Consider the following 18861-nt stretch of genomic DNA (forward strand, 5'->3'; position numbering starts at 1 on the left):
TCGGACACATCCTCGCTCTTTTTGCTTTGCCTTGTCTGAAGTTGGTTCGACTTCGGACACCTCCTCGCTCTTTTGGCTCTTTCTTGTCTGAAGTTGGTTCGACTTCGGACACATCCCCGCTCTCTTGCCTCTTCCTTGTCCGAAGTTGGTTCGACTTCGGACACAGCCTCGCTCTTTTGACTTTGCCTTGTCTGAAGTTGGTTCGACTTCGGACACGATCTTGCCATTTTAGCTTTGCCTTGTCCGATATTGAACCGATATTTAGACTGCCTCTATTTATGGTAAGGTTCTACAGAGTTAATTTTAAACTCTTTTCTTTATAATCCCATCTTCCAAAAAATACAAAACCTGCCTAACCGATTGAAGCCATAATTGATTTGTAGTTCAGCAATCCATAAAAAAGAAGCATGAGAACCGTCCCCATGCTTCCCCATGCTTCCTGCTAAAGATGAAATACTAACCAATAATCAACTCGATTTCATCTTCCCTTTCCAGTATTTCCAATGCCACTTCTTTTGCTGATTTTAATCTTGAGCGATCCGTTATATAATGATTTTCATCCCAAAAAGGAGTATCCATGCCACCCATATAAACACCAGAAACCGAAATCGAAGTAGGCTCTAACTCTTTCACTAAGGCTTCAGTGAACCCACGAATGGCAAACTTACTTGCACAATAGGCCGTTTCATGGACCTTCCCCCGTAATCCTGCGGTTGAAATAATGTTCATAATCTTCCCGGCATTCCGTTCCAGGAAGGCTGGCAATAGCGCTTTTGTTACATAGATGGTTCCTTTTACATTTGTATCGATCATGTGACTAATCTGATCCTCCGGGATGTTTTGCAAAGGACCGAAATAACCGATCCCTGCATTATTAATCACTTGATCAATTTTTTCGGTTTCATTCAAATCGGCGAGCACTTGTTTAACCTGAATAGAATCCGTAATATCACAAACCAATGATCTCGCACTGCCATTTGTTTGATCAATCATTTGCCTCACTTTATCCAGGTGTGTTTCGGTTCTTCCAATTAGAATAATCCTGTTTCCCTTTTGTGCATAGGCCAGGGCCAGTTCTTTTCCCAGCCCTGTGCCTGCCCCTGTAATGAGTATTGTTTTCAACCCCCGCACCTCCATACAAATAGTTAGTCCTATTCCAGACGTTGCCTTCTTTCAAATTTTTTAAAAAGCTTGTCCCCTAGCAGGCATGTTCACATTAATCTATTTTATATCCTCCCCAAATCAGTATCATCAAATATTTCATTGTTTTTCTGCATGGGTTAACGGGACGAATAACCTAAATTTGAATAAGCTTATACCAAAATAAGCGATGGATACGATTAAAACAATCAGCATTATTTGATTAACAACCGGGGTATTCCAAATACCTAAAAAATACAATAAAGATGGGATGGTTAATGTGACCCAGGATTGAACAAAGGCAACCTTCCCAAGATAATGGTCAATTTTCATTTCCAGTGAATTGGATAAAAAGAATAAAAACCAAAGAAAAGCCCACATCCCCCATGTTAGTGCACCCACAGTATCATGAAAGTGGATGATAGCTGTCAACGTATAAACAACCGCTATGACCGCCACCCATAAACAAAACCAGCCAAGTCCCCTGCCATCCAGTCCTTTTAATGCGGTGACTCCAACATATAAATAAGTTAAGCCAAATAAAAAGATAGAGGCGTAATTATATATGTCCCAATGATCTTGACCTGAAACCATTAGCAAATAAAACGGTATAATCAGCTGTATAACACCTACAAACAGATTAAAGACCCCAACACTTTTCGCTTCCGCTTTTCCTGTTAACATCAAGCTATTAAGAAATAAAACGGCACCCGAAAGAAATAGTCCGACAAAGCTCATATTCTCTGTTGTGAAAAAGTCTTTTCACAACATTCCCTCCTTCAAAAAGGAAAAAGCAGTTTTCCATCCTTTGAATGATGAAAAAATGCTTTTTCACAGATTATAAAACGATACTTACTACTACAGCCGACAATACACTTACTAAAGTGGCGCTGTATAAAAGCTTTAAGCCAAATTTGGCCACAACGTTCCCTTTTTTCTCGTTCAGACTTTTGACCGCTCCGGCAATAATCCCGATCGATGAAAAGTTGGCAAAAGAAACAAGGAAAATCGAGATAATTCCTAATGTACGAGGACTAAAGGATTTACCCACCTTTGCCAGGTCCATCATCGCTACAAACTCGTTCGTTACAAGCTTTTCAGCCATAATACCTCCTGCTTGGACAGCCTCTGAGAATGGAATTCCCATGATAAACGCAATTGGTGAGAAGACATATCCTAATAATTCCTGGAAGGTAATATGGAAAATTAAATCAAAAACATTATTAATCGCAGCCATCAAGGCAACAAATCCAATAAGCATCGCACCAACAATGATTGCTACTTTAAAACCATCAAGAATATATTCGCCTAACATTTCGAAAAAGCTTTGTTTTTCTACCTCTTGAATTTCAAGAATATCCTCGTTTGGATCAACCGTATAAGGATTCACAATCGAAGTGATGATAAATCCGCCAAATAAGTTAAGAACTAGGGCCGTGACCACGTATCGTGGTTCAATCATCGTCATATAGGCACCGACAATCGACATAGAAACCGTGGACATCGCTGATGCACAAAGGGTGTATAGACGATGGGCAGGCAGAAGACCAAGCTGTTTTTTCACGGTAATGAACACTTCAGATTGACCAATCATGGCCGAAGCAACAGCGTTATATGATTCCAATTTCCCCATGCCATTTACTTTGCTTAGCAATAACCCAATGGCCTTCATAATAAACGGAAGAATTTTCAAGTGCTGGAATATGCCAATTAACACGGAAATAAACACGATGGGCAGTAAAACATTTAGGAAGAATGGCATTTCTCCTTTATTGGCCATTCCGCCGAATACAAACGATATTCCGGCACCGGCATAATCTAGTAATTTAGTAAAGACCCCGGCAAATACTTTGATCAAATCTAATCCTAATGTGGTATTTAATAATAATGCTGATAATATCACTTGAATAATGACCATAAGAATAATCGGCTTTAATTTAATGTCTTTCCGATTATTGCTTGCCAAGTAGGCTAGTCCAAAAACAACAAGCAGTCCAATAATCGCAATGATGTATTTCATGTCAGACCTCCAGATGTATAAAATCTTTAGTGTATTCGCTTCCACTGCGAACAAAAAATAGTTACTTTGTTAAATCTTTAGAAGAAAAGTAACCAGGCAGCAATTGATCAATGGTTGTCTCTAGCTTTTCGCCTTTTAAATTCGCTAAAATGATTTTCGTATCTTTATCACAGAATTCTGCCATTACCTGCCGGCAGGCTCCACAAGGTGAAACAGGGCCCTCTGTATTAGCAACGACAATGATGGTATCAATTTCATTTTTTCCTTCAGAAACCGCTTTAAAAATGGCTGTTCTTTCAGCGCAATTAGTCAATCCGTAGGAGGCATTTTCAATATTGCATCCTTGGAAGACATGATGATCTTTTGTCAAAACAGCTGCGCCTACTTGAAAATTTGAATAAGGAGTATACGCTTTTTTTCTAGCTTCTATCGCTTGATCGAGTAATGCTTGCATATCCATACTTTGTCACCCTTTCAGTTATGTTGGAGGATACAGGCTGACCAAACGGCCAGCCATCTAGATTAATGAATTTCTGTATAAATGAGTGTAGGCTTGGCTACTTTTTCATCTGTCACTTTATAAGCGGAGTAAATTTTTTCAATGACTTCCTCAACATTTTCTTGATTGCTATGAATCGTAACCAAGGACTCTCCTGCCTCAACACGATCTCCTACTTTCTTTTGAAGGACAACACCTACGGCCAAATCAATGACAGATTCTTTAGTAGCTCGTCCCGCACCGAGCATCATCGCCGCAGTTCCTACTGTTTCCGCTGTAATTTCAGCCACATAACCTGAAGTTTTAGCTGGAACCTCTATCATAAAGGAGGCTGTAGGAAGTTTAGCTGGATCGTCGACAACCGATGCATCTCCTCCTTGTGATGCAAGGAAGGTTTTAAAGGCTTGTAAAGCCTGACCGCTCTGAATAGATTCGTTTAACATTTCACGTGCCTGCTCTAGATCAGCAGCCTTTTCTGCCAAGACAACCATATGGCTTCCAAGGGTTAAACAAAGTTCTTGCAAATCTTCAGGCCCTTGTCCATTTAGAGTGTCAATCGCTTCTTTCACTTCAAGAGCATTCCCAACTGCAAATCCAAGCGGCTGGCTCATATCGGAAATGATTGCCTTTGTTTTACGGCCGACGCCATTGCCGATCTCCACCATCGTCTCTGCTAATTCTTTCGCATCGTCAAGATTTTTCATGAATGCACCGCTGCCTGTTTTAACATCGAGAACAATTGCATCCGCTCCTGCAGCAATTTTCTTGCTCATGATGGAGCTGGCAATAAGCGGAATGGAGTCAACTGTTGCCGTTACATCCCTAAGTGCATACAATTTTTTATCCGCAGGTGTTAAATTCCCGCTCTGACCAATTACAGCAACTTTATTTTCATTTACTAATTGGATAAATTCTTCGTTTGATATCTCTACATGAAATCCCTTAATGGATTCTAATTTGTCAATCGTACCTCCAGTGTGACCCAAGCCTCTTCCTGACATTTTTGCTACTGGTACGCCAACAGACGCAACAAGCGGTGCCAGCACAAGAGTTGTGGTATCGCCAACTCCACCGGTACTGTGCTTGTCTACTTTAATCCCTTCAATGCCTGAGAGGTCAATTTGATCACCGGATTGAACCATTGCCTCTGTTAGGTAAACACGTTCTCCCTTTGTCATTCCTTGGAAAAACACAGCCATGGCAAAAGCCGACATTTGATAATCAGGAATATCACCTTTTGTAAACCCGTTTATCAAAAATTGGATTTCGTCTTTGGTTAATTCGTAACCATCACGTTTTTTCTCAATTACATCAACCATTCTCATGGAAGCGCACCTCTTTTTTATAAAAGTCATTTTTGTTTAAACTACGTATATGAATATAAAGGTTAGATGTTAGATGTCGGACGTCTAACGAACAACTTGATTTTACTCCTTTATCACTAGAGTTGTAAACCCTTTCTTTTTTGAAATTAATGGTAATAGATTCTTGGTTGCTCTGAACCTTCACTATCATTCCTGATAATAAGCGTTTACATTTCTGCGAATACAAGGTTTACTGTTTACTATTGCCACAGATTAATAAAAAACTATGTGATTACTATAGTGGTAGTAACCTGATTTGTAAAGGGGCTACCAAATTGTTTTAGTTTTATAATTTTTCAAAAAGAAGCACGGGGACGGTTCTTCTGCTTCCAAATCATCCCTTTAGGAGAAGGGTGCAAAGATTTGTGGTACACAATCATACCACTCATTGGCGAAGCAAGTTTCCCCATCGTGTGACCCTTTATTTTGCCTTACTAGATTAAGTCAAGGTCAGATCTAGTGGTCCAATCTAGCAAAATCTGCTCGACTGAATATAGCCGTAATGTGCTAGAGAATAGGATTCAATAAAAAGAAGCATGAGAACCGTCCCCATGCTTCTTAATTTATTAATTTTTTTTGATAAAAAAAGGAACGAACGATTTGCTCTGAGGTGAATTCGGTTAATTCGCATGCTTTATCCATTGCTTCTGTTAGCATCATGGGCTCGTTGATAATACTGTTGACGCTTACTACACCGTACTGGTAAAGCGCTTCGATGCCTTTTCCGATAGAGCCTGCTAGAATGATAGTGGGAATATTTTTCGATGAGGCAGCCTGAGCAACACCCATTGGTGTTTTCCCAGAGGCTGTTTGAAAATCTACCTTTCCCTCCCCTGTAATCACAAGGTCTGCTCCTTCGACTAATTGGTTCAGCCTGGTATACTCGATCACTACATCAATACCGCGCTTCATTTTAGAAGGGAAAAAGGCTTGAAAAGCACCACCAATTCCGCCTGCTGCCCCGGCACCGGGAAGATCATGAAGATGTACGCCCGTTTCCTTTTCAATTACATCTGCAAAGCTCCTCAAACATTCATCAAGAAATTCTACATCCTGAGGAGAAGCACCCTTTTGGGGGCCAAAAACTTTTGATGCGCCGTCCGGACCGATGTAAGGATTTTGTACATCGGAAGCGATCAAAAATTCACATCCTGCAATCCTTGAGTCAAACGTTGAATTATCTATTGAAGTAACTCGTATTAACTCGGCACCACCCAATCCAATCTCTTCTCCGTTATCGTCAAGTAGCTTTAACCCTAGGGCCTGCAGCATTCCAGCCCCTCCGTCATTAGTGGCCGAACCGCCCAAGGCGAGAATAAATGATTTGTATCCTTCATCCAAAGCCTTTTTAATTAATTCTCCTGTTCCATAGGTTGTGGTTTTTAAAGGATTTAACTGAGATGGAGGCACAAGCACAAGGCCAGAAGCCTTTGCCATTTCAATTACACATGTTTCTCCATCACCAAGAATGCCGTATTCAGCTTCAGTCATGTCTCCAAGAGGACCTTTAACATCCACAGAAATCTTATATCCCTCGGTAGCTGCAACTAGTGTATCTAATGTTCCTTCTCCACCATCCCCAACAGGCAACAGAATCGTTTCTGCTTCAGGGAACGCACGTAATACTCCCTTATTAATGGAATTCGCTGCCTTTACTGAACTCATACATCCTTTAAATGAATCGGGGGCAATTACAATCTTCATGGAAACCTCCTCGTTAACTCTTTTGGTTTAATACTATTTCTTGTCCTACTATAGCATCTACCAGTTAATGCAAATGAAACTTACTTCTATTCAAATAACGGACTTACTGACTTATTATTATGAATTCGATCAATTGCCTCTACCAACAATGGGGCCACGGATAAAGAGGTAAGTTTATGAATTCTTTTCTCATACGGCAGTTCAATTGTGTTCGTGACAACAAGTTCTTTAATGGCTGAAGATTGGATTCTACAAATAGCTTGACCTGAGAGAACAGGGTGGGTACAGCAGGCATAAACAGCCTTTGCCCCTTTCTCAACTAAGGCATTTGCTGCTAGTGTAATAGTACCTGCCGTATCAATTAGGTCATCGATCATTATGGCATTTTTACCTTCAATACTTCCGACAATATTCATGATTTCAGCAACATTCGGCCGAGGGCGTCTTTTATCGATAAAAGCAATCGGAGCATTTAGACTGCTTGCCATTTTCCTTGCTCTTACAACACCACCGTTATCTGGTGCAACGACAACAATATCTTCTAATCCTTTATTCTCAAAATATTTAGCAAGGATTGGAACACCAATTAATTGGTCAACAGGTATATCAAAAAAGCCCTGTATTTGCGAAGCATGAAGATCCATTGTAATGACCCTATCTGCCCCAGCTCGTTCTAAAAGGTTTGCAATTAACTTAGCCGTAATCGGTTCACGGGAACGAGCCTTCCGATCCTGCCGCGCATAGCCATAATAGGGTATGACAACGTTAACAATTTGAGCAGAGGCTCTTCTTAAAGCATCGATCATAATAAGAAGCTCCATAATATGTTCATTACCGGGCTGTGAAGTAGATTGGATTAAGTATATTTCACTTCCTCGTACACTTTCTTCAATATTAATTTGAATTTCACCATCACTAAACCTTTTTACAGAGCATTTCCCCAACTCACAGCCTAACAGTGCGGCCATCTCACTAGCTAGCTCTTGATTAGAATTTAAAGCAAACATTTTAAAACACTTCTTTAATTGGTACGCCACCTAAGTCCACCACACAATATTTCAAATTTTTGAAAATATTTTTCATATTATTATCTTATCATGTGGTGGTAATTTCCTTCAATGCATTTCTAAAAAAAAGAGTAACTTTTTAATAAGCTACAGCTTTTTTTCGGTTGTTGAATGGCGTGTTTTCTGAAGGTTAGCTTGACTAAATTCATATTTTTGATTTGCAACCGCAGCGACAAGAATATCAATAATGGTTAATTGAGCAATCCTTGATGAGATTGCATCAGTACGAAACAATGTCTCCTTTGATGCGGTTTGCAGAACGATATTTGAAATTTTTGTAATGGGCGATTTAGATGAATTGGTAATACAAATAAGGGTGGCACCTGCTTCCTTAGCCAATTTCATCGCAGCCAATACGTCAGTATTTGAACCGGTATGTGAGATTCCAATGACTACATCCTGCTCTGTCAGTACACTCGCTGACATCGCCTGAAGAACCGAATCGTTATAGGCAAATGATTTTATCCCTAATTTTAAAAGCTTATGCTGTGCATCAAGAGCAACCGTTCCTGATCCTCCTGTTCCATAAAACTCAATTAAACGGGCATTTGCAATGGCTTCAACGGCCTTAAGAATTTCATCATCACTACAAACTTCAATGGAATCATATAAAGCTTGAATGTTTGACTGAAAAACCTTCTTTTTAATGGTAACAGCATTGTCGCCTTTTTCAATAGCCTCATGAATCTGCATTTCAGGGGCGACTACTTCCTTTGCCAAATTGATTTTTAAATCTTGAAATCCTTTATAGCCAAGCCTCTTGCATAAACGGACAATGGAAGATTCACTTGTTTCACTTCTCTCCGCTACTTCTGTAATGGAAAGGTGGATAATTTCTTCCGGATTCTGTTCAATAAACTCAATAATCTTTTTTTCTGAATCCCGCAGTTTAGACATCGCTGCATTTATTCTCGTAAAAAATCCAGGATTTGTATTTATGTTTAATTCACTCATATGTTTTCCTCCTTTCCTTTGATTTTATAATATTTATTCGACATTTTTCTACCTTATTTTAGAAAAAAAAAGGGCAATGGAATTCCCAATGCCCTTAATCCAGGTTCTAACTGGAATATACCACGTTCTTAGATGTTCCAACTACAAACGCTTTTATATTGTCCACTGCCAAATCCAACAAGCGGCTGCGTGCCTCCTTGGTAGCCCAAGCAATATGAGGCGTGATAATACAATTTTTTGCATGCAGCAGTGGGTTTGTATCTTCTGGAGGTTCCACAGCCAGAACATCCAATCCGGCACCGGAAATCACTCCTTGATTAAGAGCCTCCGCTAAATCCTGGTTGTTGACAAGTTTCCCCCTTGATGTATTGATAATAATGGCTGAAGGTTTCATAAGGGATAAATTTTCAGCGTTTATCATCCCTTCCGTAACCGGGGTCAGCGGACAGTGCAAGCTGACAACATCTGATTGCCTCATTAAATCAGACAGCTCGGCCCATTGGAAATTTGGCAGATCAATATCGCGATGATAAGCGTCATAGGCGAGAATGTGCATACCAAAAGCGGAAGCAATCCTTGCCGTCTGAAGTCCGATACGCCCGAAACCGACGATTCCCATCGTTTTACCAGTCAATTCAACAAGCGGGTAGTTCCAGAAGCACCAATCAGGATTCTTTCCCCATTGTCCATCCATAACTGCATCACTATGGCGTTGAACATGATGACAATGTTCTAACAGCAGAGCAAATACCATTTGGGATACCGATTCCGTCCCATAAGTCGGAATGTTACTAACGACGATTCCTCGTTCTTCTGCAGCCTTTGTATCCACCACATCAAAGCCTGTTGCCAAAACCCCTATATACTTAAGATTAGGCAGCTGCTCAAGTGTTCCCCTGCTTAATGGCGTTTTATTTGTTAAAATAATCTCTGCGTTTTCAGCCCTTTCAATGATAAGATCCTCTGGAGTTCGATCATAGACAACAGTCTTCCCTATCTGCGATAATTGATCCCAACTTAAGTCACCAGGGTTCAAGGTATATCCATCTAATACACAAATATTCATCAAAAAGCCATCTCCTCTTATCGTTTTATCACTTTGGCAAATTACAGTGGAAAAACACTTTAAATTATCGGTAATAATTTCCGTGTTTTCCCACAATAATAAGGTGGTAATTTCCTTCATCGTCGCTTTAGAGAAATCCCTTTTTCTATCATTGCTAGCCTTGTCTCTTTTCAATTGGGTATCTACGTATTTTCCTCAGGTAGTCTGAATGATCGTTAGAAACGAATCATTTCCTGCGAGAATTTCCATCCATGGCTGGAAACTTCGTTTCATTTAGGTTTTTTAATTAAGCTTGTTTAGGTTCTTTTAATGTTAAAATAACACAGAAGCCAATGATTAACATAATTCCGAAGAAGCCAAATGCCAGGTTGTAATTGCCGGTTGCATCAAGAATCGCACCAACAATCATTGGAGAGAAGAATCCACCAAGGTTTCCTCCGCTGTTAACAGTGCCAATTGCAATTGGATAAGTTTCTCTAGTTGTTAAGCCCATTGGATAGGCTGTAAAGGACGGCCAGCCAATATTAAGGAAGAAACCAGCCAAACCTAAGGAAAGGGCTACAAGTGTACCATTGTTAGGGATTTGTGTAACAACCAACATCATAACCGCTGTTGCTAACGCGGTAATCAACATCGTTGGTTTACGTCTCTTTAAGAAAACTCTATCAGAAATTAAACCGCCTAAAAGTGCGCCGATTAGTCCGCCAATTGCCGGTGTGGAAGCAAGGAAGCCCATCTTGATCAAGGAGAAGTGCTTCGCATTTACTAGATACATAGGAACCCATGTCAACATCCCGTATAACACACTGTTCATCAAGAAATAAGCAAGCGTATTTCCCCAAATATTCCAAGAACTGAACACCTTTTTTGGAGTGCTAATGGGTTGTATTTTTTGATAACGAATCAATTTATCGATCCAGCCTAGTGATCTTTGGTTATCGACAGTAGTTTCAGTCGTAACCACTTCTTCCTGACGGATGTAGTCCAACTCTGCTTGTGAAACCTTTGAGCTGTCTTCTGGTTTTGACCGAACAAATAAATACCAAAGTATGGCGATAAAGATCCCTGGAATGGCAAAATAGAAGAAAACAGAACGCCATCCGAACGATACAGCAATTGCCGCAGCCACTATCGGTACAAAGATTGGAGCAAGCTGGGTGGAAGCAATATAAAAGCCTGTTGCGGTTGCCTTTTCTTTAGCCGGGAACCATTGGTTAATCGTCGATGTCATACTGACCGGTACAGGGCCTTCAGTTATACCTAAGAGTAACCTTAAAATAACAAGGAAAGCAGCACCTGAAACTGTTCCAAGTAAGAACGTAACAATTGAAAAACCAATAACGGCAATCGAAACGATTTCACGGGTTCCTTTTTTACGAAGCAAGAAGCCTGCTGGAATTTGGGTACAAGCGTATCCTAAGAAGAAGAAACTTGAAATCGCTCCCATCTGGAAATTATTTAACGTAAATTCTTTTTGAATAAACGGAAGGACTATACCAATATTTGCACGGTCTGCATAACAAACCATGTATAGAATAAACACGAGTCCGAGAACTAACCAGCGATAATTCGACTTCTGCTTAAGTGCATGATTGACCCTGACCTTTGCCTCAGGTACTGACATTTGATTTCCCCCAGTTCGCTATTTTTTTGTAAAGGTTTTCACTTTTTTTTTAACTAAATACCTCTCTATCTACATTCTTTAACTTGTTTTCCCTTGATCTAGCACTTAACGTAAAGAATGATTGTAAGGACGGATATAACTCATTAAATACTGGATGTAACTCATCATACGATCTCAACAGTTCTTCTTCAGGCTCAACAATAAAGATTGTATCGTTACTGATTTCATCTGCTGCATTTTCCAAAGACGAATACCGGCCGATTGCTGTGCCCGCTATTAAACAAGTACCTAAAACACCTGTTTCACAAATATCCTTTAGATGAATTTTCTTATTTAATACATTGGCTTTAATTCGTGCCCACTCTCTATTTTTGGCACCGCCGCCAATCGAGGTAAAGCCGTCGAAACGCAGCTGATATTTCGTTTCAATAATCTCATTGATTTGTCTGAGTCCTAATGCGCACCCTTCCAAAACGGCTCGATACATATCCGCTTTCGTTGTATTCAAATGAATTCCGACAAAAACACCCCGTGCATCGCCATCCCAAATAGGCGCCCTCTCCCCTTGCATATAAGGGAGGAAAAAAACACCGTTGGAACCCGGTATCGAAGCCTGAGCCAGCTCACTTAAAATCGCTTTGGAATGACCCTCCGGCTTCAAAAATTGTTCATAGAACCATTGAACAGCTGCACCCGGAAACGACATCGGCCCATGAGATAACCAGCGGTCTTTAATGACATGGCATCGATTCATAAAGCGGATATCCAACACATCAGGGTTATCCATGCAGGTGGTTAGCACGTTAGAGGTTCCGACGGATTCAAACATTTCATTAACGCCGATCCCAAGGGCAATTGTTGAACATGCTGTGTCTGCTGCACCGGCGATGACAGGAACAGGAGTAAATTGTGCTTCATCGAGAATCAACTCACCAACAATTGAACTGGGTGCAACAACATCCGGTAGTTTTTCATGTTCAATGTCAACGCTTTCATAAATAACTGGAGACCACTCGTAATTTTCAATATCATACATACCGGTGTAAGAACTTTGCGTCCAATCCATCACAAATCTTCCCGTAAGCTTATGCAAAATAAAGGTGGAAAGGTTACCCCATTTATACATTTTTTTATACTCATTTGGATAATGGTTCTTAAACCACAAAAGAGTTGTTAGCGTATACATTCCGGGTTCTAATCGGTTTTTCGTTATCTTAAATATCAGGTCTTCCCCAATTGTGCTCTTAATCCAATCGCACTCAGCTCTACTTCTTTGGTCTAAATAGGTAATCCCTTGATGTAACGAATCTCCATTTTCAGTTAAAAATACGGAACTATTGCAAAAAGTAGAAAGGGAAATCGCCTCAACTTTGCCAACTGTTTCTACCTGCTGCCAAACTTTCAATAAAAGCGCCTTCGTTTTTTGCCAAACGTCCTCTAAATCTATCTCTACCAAACCCATTTCAGGGTAAATCAGGGAGTATTGCTGGTACTCGAGGTACCGCAATACTCCTTCATTATTCATGGCTCCGACCTTAATTCCGCTCGTACCGATATCGATCCCAATAATATGAGACATCGCTTTTCACCTTCATTATATATTTACTGGAGTGTGAATTAACTCGTTATATAATTCGATGGTTTCTTTGACAGTTCCTTTATTATGAATAATATTTTTAAATGCTTCTACCACTGCTGTTGGATTAGCGTTGTTCCATACAATTCTTCCAAAGGTAATTCCTGTTCCTCCGGCATCAATGACGTCATAAACCATTTGGAAATAATCTTCGATACCGCCGCCGTTATCCCCCCCTGCCACAACTACTTTTCCAGGCGTAGATTCAACGACTTTACGGAATGTATCTGGATTTCCAGTATATTTTGTTTTTACAATATCTACACCAAGCTCTGCTCCTGCCCGGACAGCATAAGCAATATGTTTCCAATTATCTTTATCTTCTTGTGGAATTTGGTTTCCTCTTGGATAAATATGAGCAATCATTGGAAGACCGTGTGCGGCCGCTTGACCGGCAATGATTCCAAGATTACGAAGCTGTTCAGGCTGGTCATCTCCGCCAACGATACAACCCATTGAGACAGCATCTGCTCCTAAACGAACGACTTCATCTACTTGAGTAACCCATGCATCATAGTTTGGCTGCCAAGGTGAAAATGTGGAACATTTTAAAATCAAACCTGCTTTACCAGCATGTGGACGGAAGCACATTTCAGCAATTCCTTTGTGCATGGTCATTGCATCAGGACCACCTGCGACAATTTCATCAATCTTTCGTTGGATTGGCATAAGTTCATCAAATATACCACGTGCCATTGCTTGATCAACTGCAACTGCTAATAGTTTTCCATCCTGCTGGTTTAATAGACGGCTCATACGAATTTCTTTACCTAAAAATGACATTTTCAAAAACTCCTCTTCCAATTTTATTTTTTTGGTTTATTGAGTAATAATTGTTTTCATACCATTTCCATTTTTTACATCTTCAATCGCCTGTTCAATATCATTTAGGCTATATCCCGTTGTTGTGATGACCTCCGTATTAATCTGACCGGAAGCAATCAGTGAAAGTGACTTATGATAGTCAGAGCGAGTTAGAGCAGAAGTTCCATTTATAGTAATCTCGTTATAATGGATAACATTAGGATCGATTTCTGATAGTACCCCTTTTGTAAATCCGGCAAATAGATTTAAATTACCACCCTTTTTCAATAGATTTGCACTTGAATTCACGAGGAACGGAACACCAATAGCCATAATAACAACATCTGCACCAAGTCCCTCTGTTTCACTAAGGACTAAATCCTCTAAAGAATCCTTTGTAGGATCGATTGCATAATCAGCACCAGCAATAAGACCTTTTTCACGGCGATGATCAATTGGTTCACTTAATATAATGGATTTTGCTCCAGCAATTTTTGCTAATTGAACATGCATAAGTCCAATTGGGCCTCCGCCAATTACGACAACGCTATCACCCATTTTCACATTCGCTTTTCTTTGACCGTTAAGGCAACATGCGAGCGGCTCAGTGACAACGGCTTGTTCAAAGGAGATATGATCAGGAATTTTCACTAGGTTTCCTGCCTCTAATGCTGTACGTGGAATCCGAACATACTCAGCAAATCCTCCATCAAATTCATAACCGATAGCGGTCCGGTTTGCGCATACATTTTCTCTGCCATTTAAGCAGTAATAGCATTTTCCACATGGAATAACCGGCATAACCCCTACCCGATCCCCAATAAAAAACCCATTTACCTTTTCGCCGACTTCTTCAATCGTCCCAACAAGTTCATGACCTATGATGGAAGGGGTTCTCACACCCTTTGTCTTTTTTCCTTCATAAATACGAACATCGGTACCACATACTGCACTTGCTTTAACCCTGACTAGTACCTCATATTCATTGATTTCCGGGTTGTTTACTACTTCAAGCTTAAGGTCATTGGGTCCATAGAATATTGCTGCTTTCATTCCTTCCACTCCTTCCTTTTATTATTAACTATATTATATTGGTGGTAATTTCCTTCACAAAAAGATTATTAATAGCGTTATTTTTTTTCAAATTACCATTAAATAGCCTTAATTTTGCAATTTCAATCAATCACCTCGCTAAACCAGATAATAACCGCGCTTTCTTTTCCCTGTAAACAGTGTAAACACCATTTACTATAAGAATTTTCAAACAACTCTTCCATGAACATATCATAACATATGGTGGTAATTTCCTTCAACATTTATTTAACAAAAATGAATATTTTTTTCAAAAGATGCACAGGGACGGTTCCTCTGCTCCATAATAATTAAAAAATATGATTTGTTTATGGAAACTTAGGAGGTGGATCCTCCCTCCCCCCTGTATAAAATTGGAATTTCTAAAGTGTTAAAAAGTTGTTGACGCTTTCAAAATCAGGTTATATAATCAAAACAAATCAAATACACAAACATAGACATGTGACTGGTAATGCAGGCAGGATCTAAAAATTGGCAAATATTGTTATTTGTCGTTTTAGATCCTGCTTTTTTTTCGTCCAAATTCTGCAGCCTTTCACGAATCTAAAAAAGGAGAGAATCAAGATGAACTACAAACTAACCGCGGCTGAAGTCTTGAAGTATGTAGGCGGCAAAGAAAATATTTCTCATTTTGAACATTGCTCAACAAGATTAAGATTTTCATTAATTGACACTAGCAAAGCCAATGTTGAAAAGTTAAAAAGCGTTCCAGGCGTGATTGCAGTAAAAATGACGGGCCAATGCCAAGTCGTTATCGGAAATGAAGTAGTCGAAGTTTATGATGAAGTGATGGACATGATTGGATCCCCTCCAGCAAGCGCTGGATCCACCAGTAAACCAAAACAGAAGCAAAAAATTGGAAGCGTTATTTTAGATTTTATCGTTGGCGTATTTCAGCCGCTGGTACCTGCGATTGCCGGTGGCGGGGTTCTAAAGTCCATACTACTGCTATTCTCATTAATGGGTTTACTGGATGCAAACGGACAAACCTATAAAATTTTAAACCAAATTGGAGATGCACCTTTATATTTTCTCCCACTCTTAGTAGCCGTCACAACCGCAAATAAATTGAAGGTAAATACACTAGTGGCCCTTGCTTCCGTTGGCGCTTTAATATTACCAAATATGACAGCCATGTTAACCGAAGGCGCGCATCTATTTGGCTTCACAGTGAAGAATATTGCTTATGCTTACCAGGTATTCCCTGCTATCTTAACGGTTCTTCTATTCGCACAGGTGGAAAAGTTGTTTACTCGGATCTCACCAAAAGCGATTCGGATCTTCTTCGTCCCAATGATGTCACTATTAATTACCGTTCCGATTTCATTACTGATTTTAGGACCACTAGGTTTTACAATAGGCCAAGGTTTTGCAGCCGTGATTTTAGCAGTATTTGCAAAAGTTGGTTGGATTGCTGTAGCTCTTCTAGCAACTGTATTACCCCTTATGGTTGCAACTGGTATGCATAAAGCGATGGTTCCATATGCAGTAACCGCAATGGGTTCTGGTAAGGAAGTTCTATACTTACCTGCTTCCCTCGCACACAATATTGCGGAAAGTGGTGCTTGTTTCGCAGTTGCTCTAAGAACAAAGGATAGAAGAGTAAGATCCACAGCCATTTCTGCAGGGATTTCCGCATTATTTGGTATTACTGAACCAGCATTATACGGGGTTACACTCCAAAATAAAAAGGTGTTAACAAGTGTTATGATTGGCTCTTTCATTGGCGGTACATTTATCGGAATCGTTGGATTGCAGGCGTTCGTACTGGTTGGACCGGGATTAGCGAGCTTATCGATGTTTATCTCTGAAGACCTGCCAAAAAATATTATCAATGCCATCATTGGATTGGTGATCTCATTTGCAGTTTCATTCATCACAGCATTTATCCTAGGAAAAGATCAAAAGGTAAAAGAAGAGCAGCAAGATTTCATTTCGAATGTATCGGCTGAAAAAGAGTTTAAGAGTCCTGTTATCGGACAAATGATTCCCCTATCAGAAGTAAAGGATGAAGTATTCTCATCCAAGATTATGGGTGAAGGTATCGCTGTAATTCCATCAAAAGGAGAACTATACGCACCTGTTGACGGAAAAATAGAAATGATTTTTGATACCAACCACGCATTGGGAATGACGACAGTAAATGGAGCACAGATTTTGTTCCACGTAGGTATTGATACCGTCCAATTAGGCGGAAAACACTTTGAACCGAAAGTGAAAGTTGGAGATGAAGTAAAGGCCGGAGATTTGTTGTTAACGTTTAATATTGAAAAGATTGTAGAAGAAGGATACGATCCAGTCACAATTGCTGTCGTGACGAATAAAGACAAGTACTCTGTAAAAGTCGCTGATTTAAAGAATGTTGATCGTAAAGATACCTTAATGTTTGTAACAGCATTAGGAAACTAAAATATGAGGAGAGAATGGCTATGACTAAAGGATTTCCAGAGAATTTTTTATGGGGCGGCGCTGTAGCTGCCAATCAGGTTGAAGGCGCATGGAATGTAGATGGAAAAGGACTATCGGTAGCCGATGTGGCTACCTATAAGTCTAACTTAAAATTAGATGATTATGAGGGCCATGTGTCTATTTCATCTGATGTAATTGAAAAAGCAATGGCTGATCAAAGTGATAAGATTTATCCTAAGCGAAGAGGGATTGATTTTTATCATCGTTATGAAGAGGATTTGGCGCTGTTTGCGGAAATGGGATTTAAAACCTTACGTGTTTCGATTGCCTGGAGCCGAATTTTCCCTACTGGAGAAGAGGAACAGCCGAATGAGCTTGGATTACAATTCTATGATCGTCTATTTACTGAAATGAGAAGATTGGGAATCGAACCAATTGTTACCCTCTCCCATTATGAAATGCCCCTTGCATTAAGTGTGAAATATAATGGCTGGGTGGAAAGAAAAGTAATCGACCATTTCGTAAGATTCTCGAATGTGTGCTTTAACCGCTATAAGGATCTAGTCAAATACTGGCTGACATTTAATGAAATTGATAGTATCAACCGCCATCCCTTCACCACTGCGGGAATTATTCCAGACCGCTGTCCGGAAGGCAAGGAAGAAGAACTTGTTTACCAGGCATTGCATCACCAATTTGTTGCATCTGCAATGGTTACAGCAGATTGCCATCGGATCATTCCGGGGAGCCAGGTTGGCTGTATGTTAACAAAGCTGACTTGTTACCCAAATACTTGCAACCCTGAAGACGTGGAAGTTACACTTAAGAAAAATCTTCATAACTATTTTTACGCCGATGTACAAGTTTTTGGGGAATATCCAGTGATGATTGAAAAAATGTTTGAACGGAAAAATATCCAGATTAAAATGGAACCAAATGATCGCGATATTCTTCGCAAACATACGGTTGACTTCATCTCGTTCAGCTATTATATGTCACTGACCGAATCAGCAATAGATGGAATGGAAAAGACAGCTGGAAATACGATTATGGGCGTTAAGAATCCATATTTACCTTCAACAGACTGGGGTTGGCAAATCGATCCTGTCGGCTTAAAAATATCTTTAATTGAATTGTATGATCGTTATAAAAAGCCGCTTATTATTGTAGAAAATGGTATGGGTGCATTTGATAAAGTCGAAAGTGATGGATCCATTCATGATGACTATCGGATTAATTACTTTAGAGAACACTTTAAACAAATGAAAGCTGCCATTGAAGAAGGTGTCGATCTGTTTGGTTATACAAGCTGGGGACCAATCGACCTGATTAGTGCAGGTACATCCCAGATGTCTAAACGATACGGTTTTATTTACGTAGATCAGGATGATGAAGGAAATGGCACGTTAAATCGCAGCCGCAAAGATTCCTTTTACTGGTATAAAAAAGTAATTGAAAGCAACGGAGAAGATTTGGAATAGG

The 18861-nt window shown here is 39.9% G+C and carries 16 protein-coding genes; 2 read left to right on the forward strand and 14 right to left on the reverse strand.

All coding sequences use genetic code 11. The annotated features are described in order from the left end of the window. The 14 genes from J7E81_RS08300 to J7E81_RS08365 all read right to left on the reverse strand — a co-directional run. A partial coding sequence (locus J7E81_RS08300) for a hypothetical protein (RefSeq protein WP_374104010.1) occupies positions 1–216 on the reverse strand: 216 nt, incomplete at its 3' end. A 240-nt stretch (positions 217–456) separates the two neighbouring features. After that, the gene (locus J7E81_RS08305; protein WP_215041689.1) at positions 457–1122 is read right to left on the reverse strand and encodes an SDR family NAD(P)-dependent oxidoreductase; all 666 of its coding nucleotides are present in this window, start codon (positions 1120–1122) and stop codon (positions 457–459) included. Positions 1123–1260: 138 nt separating this feature from the next. Further along, positions 1261–1878 carry an AmiS/UreI family transporter gene (locus J7E81_RS08310; protein WP_215041690.1) on the reverse strand — a complete coding sequence of 206 codons (618 nt, stop codon included), beginning with the start codon at positions 1876–1878 and terminating at the stop codon, positions 1261–1263. Positions 1879–1978: 100 nt separating this feature from the next. After that, positions 1979–3160, reverse strand: coding sequence for a NupC/NupG family nucleoside CNT transporter (locus J7E81_RS08315; RefSeq protein ID WP_215041691.1), 1182 nt, complete (start codon positions 3158–3160; stop codon positions 1979–1981). 61 nt (positions 3161–3221) lie between these two features. Further along, positions 3222–3620 carry a cytidine deaminase gene (locus J7E81_RS08320; protein WP_215041692.1) on the reverse strand — a complete coding sequence of 133 codons (399 nt, stop codon included), beginning with the start codon at positions 3618–3620 and terminating at the stop codon, positions 3222–3224. A 62-nt stretch (positions 3621–3682) separates the two neighbouring features. Then, a complete protein-coding gene (locus J7E81_RS08325) occupies positions 3683–4984 on the reverse strand; it encodes a pyrimidine-nucleoside phosphorylase (RefSeq protein WP_215041693.1) in 1302 nt (433 codons plus the stop codon). Between the two features lie 597 nt (positions 4985–5581). Next, on the reverse strand, positions 5582–6727 hold the full coding sequence (locus tag J7E81_RS08330; RefSeq protein ID WP_215041694.1) for a glycerate kinase: 1146 nt from the start codon (positions 6725–6727) through the stop codon (positions 5582–5584). An 86-nt stretch (positions 6728–6813) separates the two neighbouring features. Continuing rightward, positions 6814–7734 carry a ribose-phosphate diphosphokinase gene (locus J7E81_RS08335; protein ID WP_215041695.1) on the reverse strand — a complete coding sequence of 307 codons (921 nt, stop codon included), beginning with the start codon at positions 7732–7734 and terminating at the stop codon, positions 6814–6816. Between the two features lie 147 nt (positions 7735–7881). After that, positions 7882–8748 carry a MurR/RpiR family transcriptional regulator gene (locus J7E81_RS08340; protein WP_215041696.1) on the reverse strand — a complete coding sequence of 289 codons (867 nt, stop codon included), beginning with the start codon at positions 8746–8748 and terminating at the stop codon, positions 7882–7884. A gap of 106 nt (positions 8749–8854) precedes the next feature. Next, the gene (locus tag J7E81_RS08345) at positions 8855–9814 is read right to left on the reverse strand and encodes a D-2-hydroxyacid dehydrogenase (RefSeq protein WP_215041697.1); all 960 of its coding nucleotides are present in this window, start codon (positions 9812–9814) and stop codon (positions 8855–8857) included. Between the two features lie 286 nt (positions 9815–10100). Then, complete coding sequence (locus J7E81_RS08350; RefSeq protein ID WP_215041698.1) at positions 10101–11438, reverse strand: MFS transporter; 1338 nt, start codon at positions 11436–11438, stop codon at positions 10101–10103. Positions 11439–11487: 49 nt separating this feature from the next. Beyond that, positions 11488–13017: a xylulokinase gene (locus J7E81_RS08355; RefSeq protein ID WP_215041699.1), complete on the reverse strand. Its 1530-nt coding sequence runs from the start codon at positions 13015–13017 to the stop codon at positions 11488–11490. A 15-nt stretch (positions 13018–13032) separates the two neighbouring features. Beyond that, on the reverse strand, positions 13033–13857 hold the full coding sequence (locus tag J7E81_RS08360; RefSeq protein WP_215041700.1) for a class I fructose-bisphosphate aldolase: 825 nt from the start codon (positions 13855–13857) through the stop codon (positions 13033–13035). 36 nt (positions 13858–13893) lie between these two features. Continuing rightward, positions 13894–14931, reverse strand: coding sequence for a zinc-dependent dehydrogenase (locus tag J7E81_RS08365; protein ID WP_215041701.1), 1038 nt, complete (start codon positions 14929–14931; stop codon positions 13894–13896). Between the two features lie 603 nt (positions 14932–15534). On the opposite strand from J7E81_RS08365, the gene J7E81_RS08370 reads away from it, so the two are divergent. Together J7E81_RS08370 and J7E81_RS08375 are read left to right on the forward strand one after the other, a co-directional pair. Next, a complete protein-coding gene (locus J7E81_RS08370; protein ID WP_215041702.1) occupies positions 15535–17379 on the forward strand; it encodes a beta-glucoside-specific PTS transporter subunit IIABC in 1845 nt (614 codons plus the stop codon). 14 nt (positions 17380–17393) lie between these two features. After that, a complete protein-coding gene (locus tag J7E81_RS08375; RefSeq protein WP_215041703.1) occupies positions 17394–18860 on the forward strand; it encodes a glycoside hydrolase family 1 protein in 1467 nt (488 codons plus the stop codon). Position 18861 lies beyond the last annotated feature (1 nt).

The organism is Bacillus sp. ISL-18, from assembly GCF_018613415.1.
GTDB lineage: Bacteria > Bacillota > Bacilli > Bacillales > Cytobacillaceae > Neobacillus.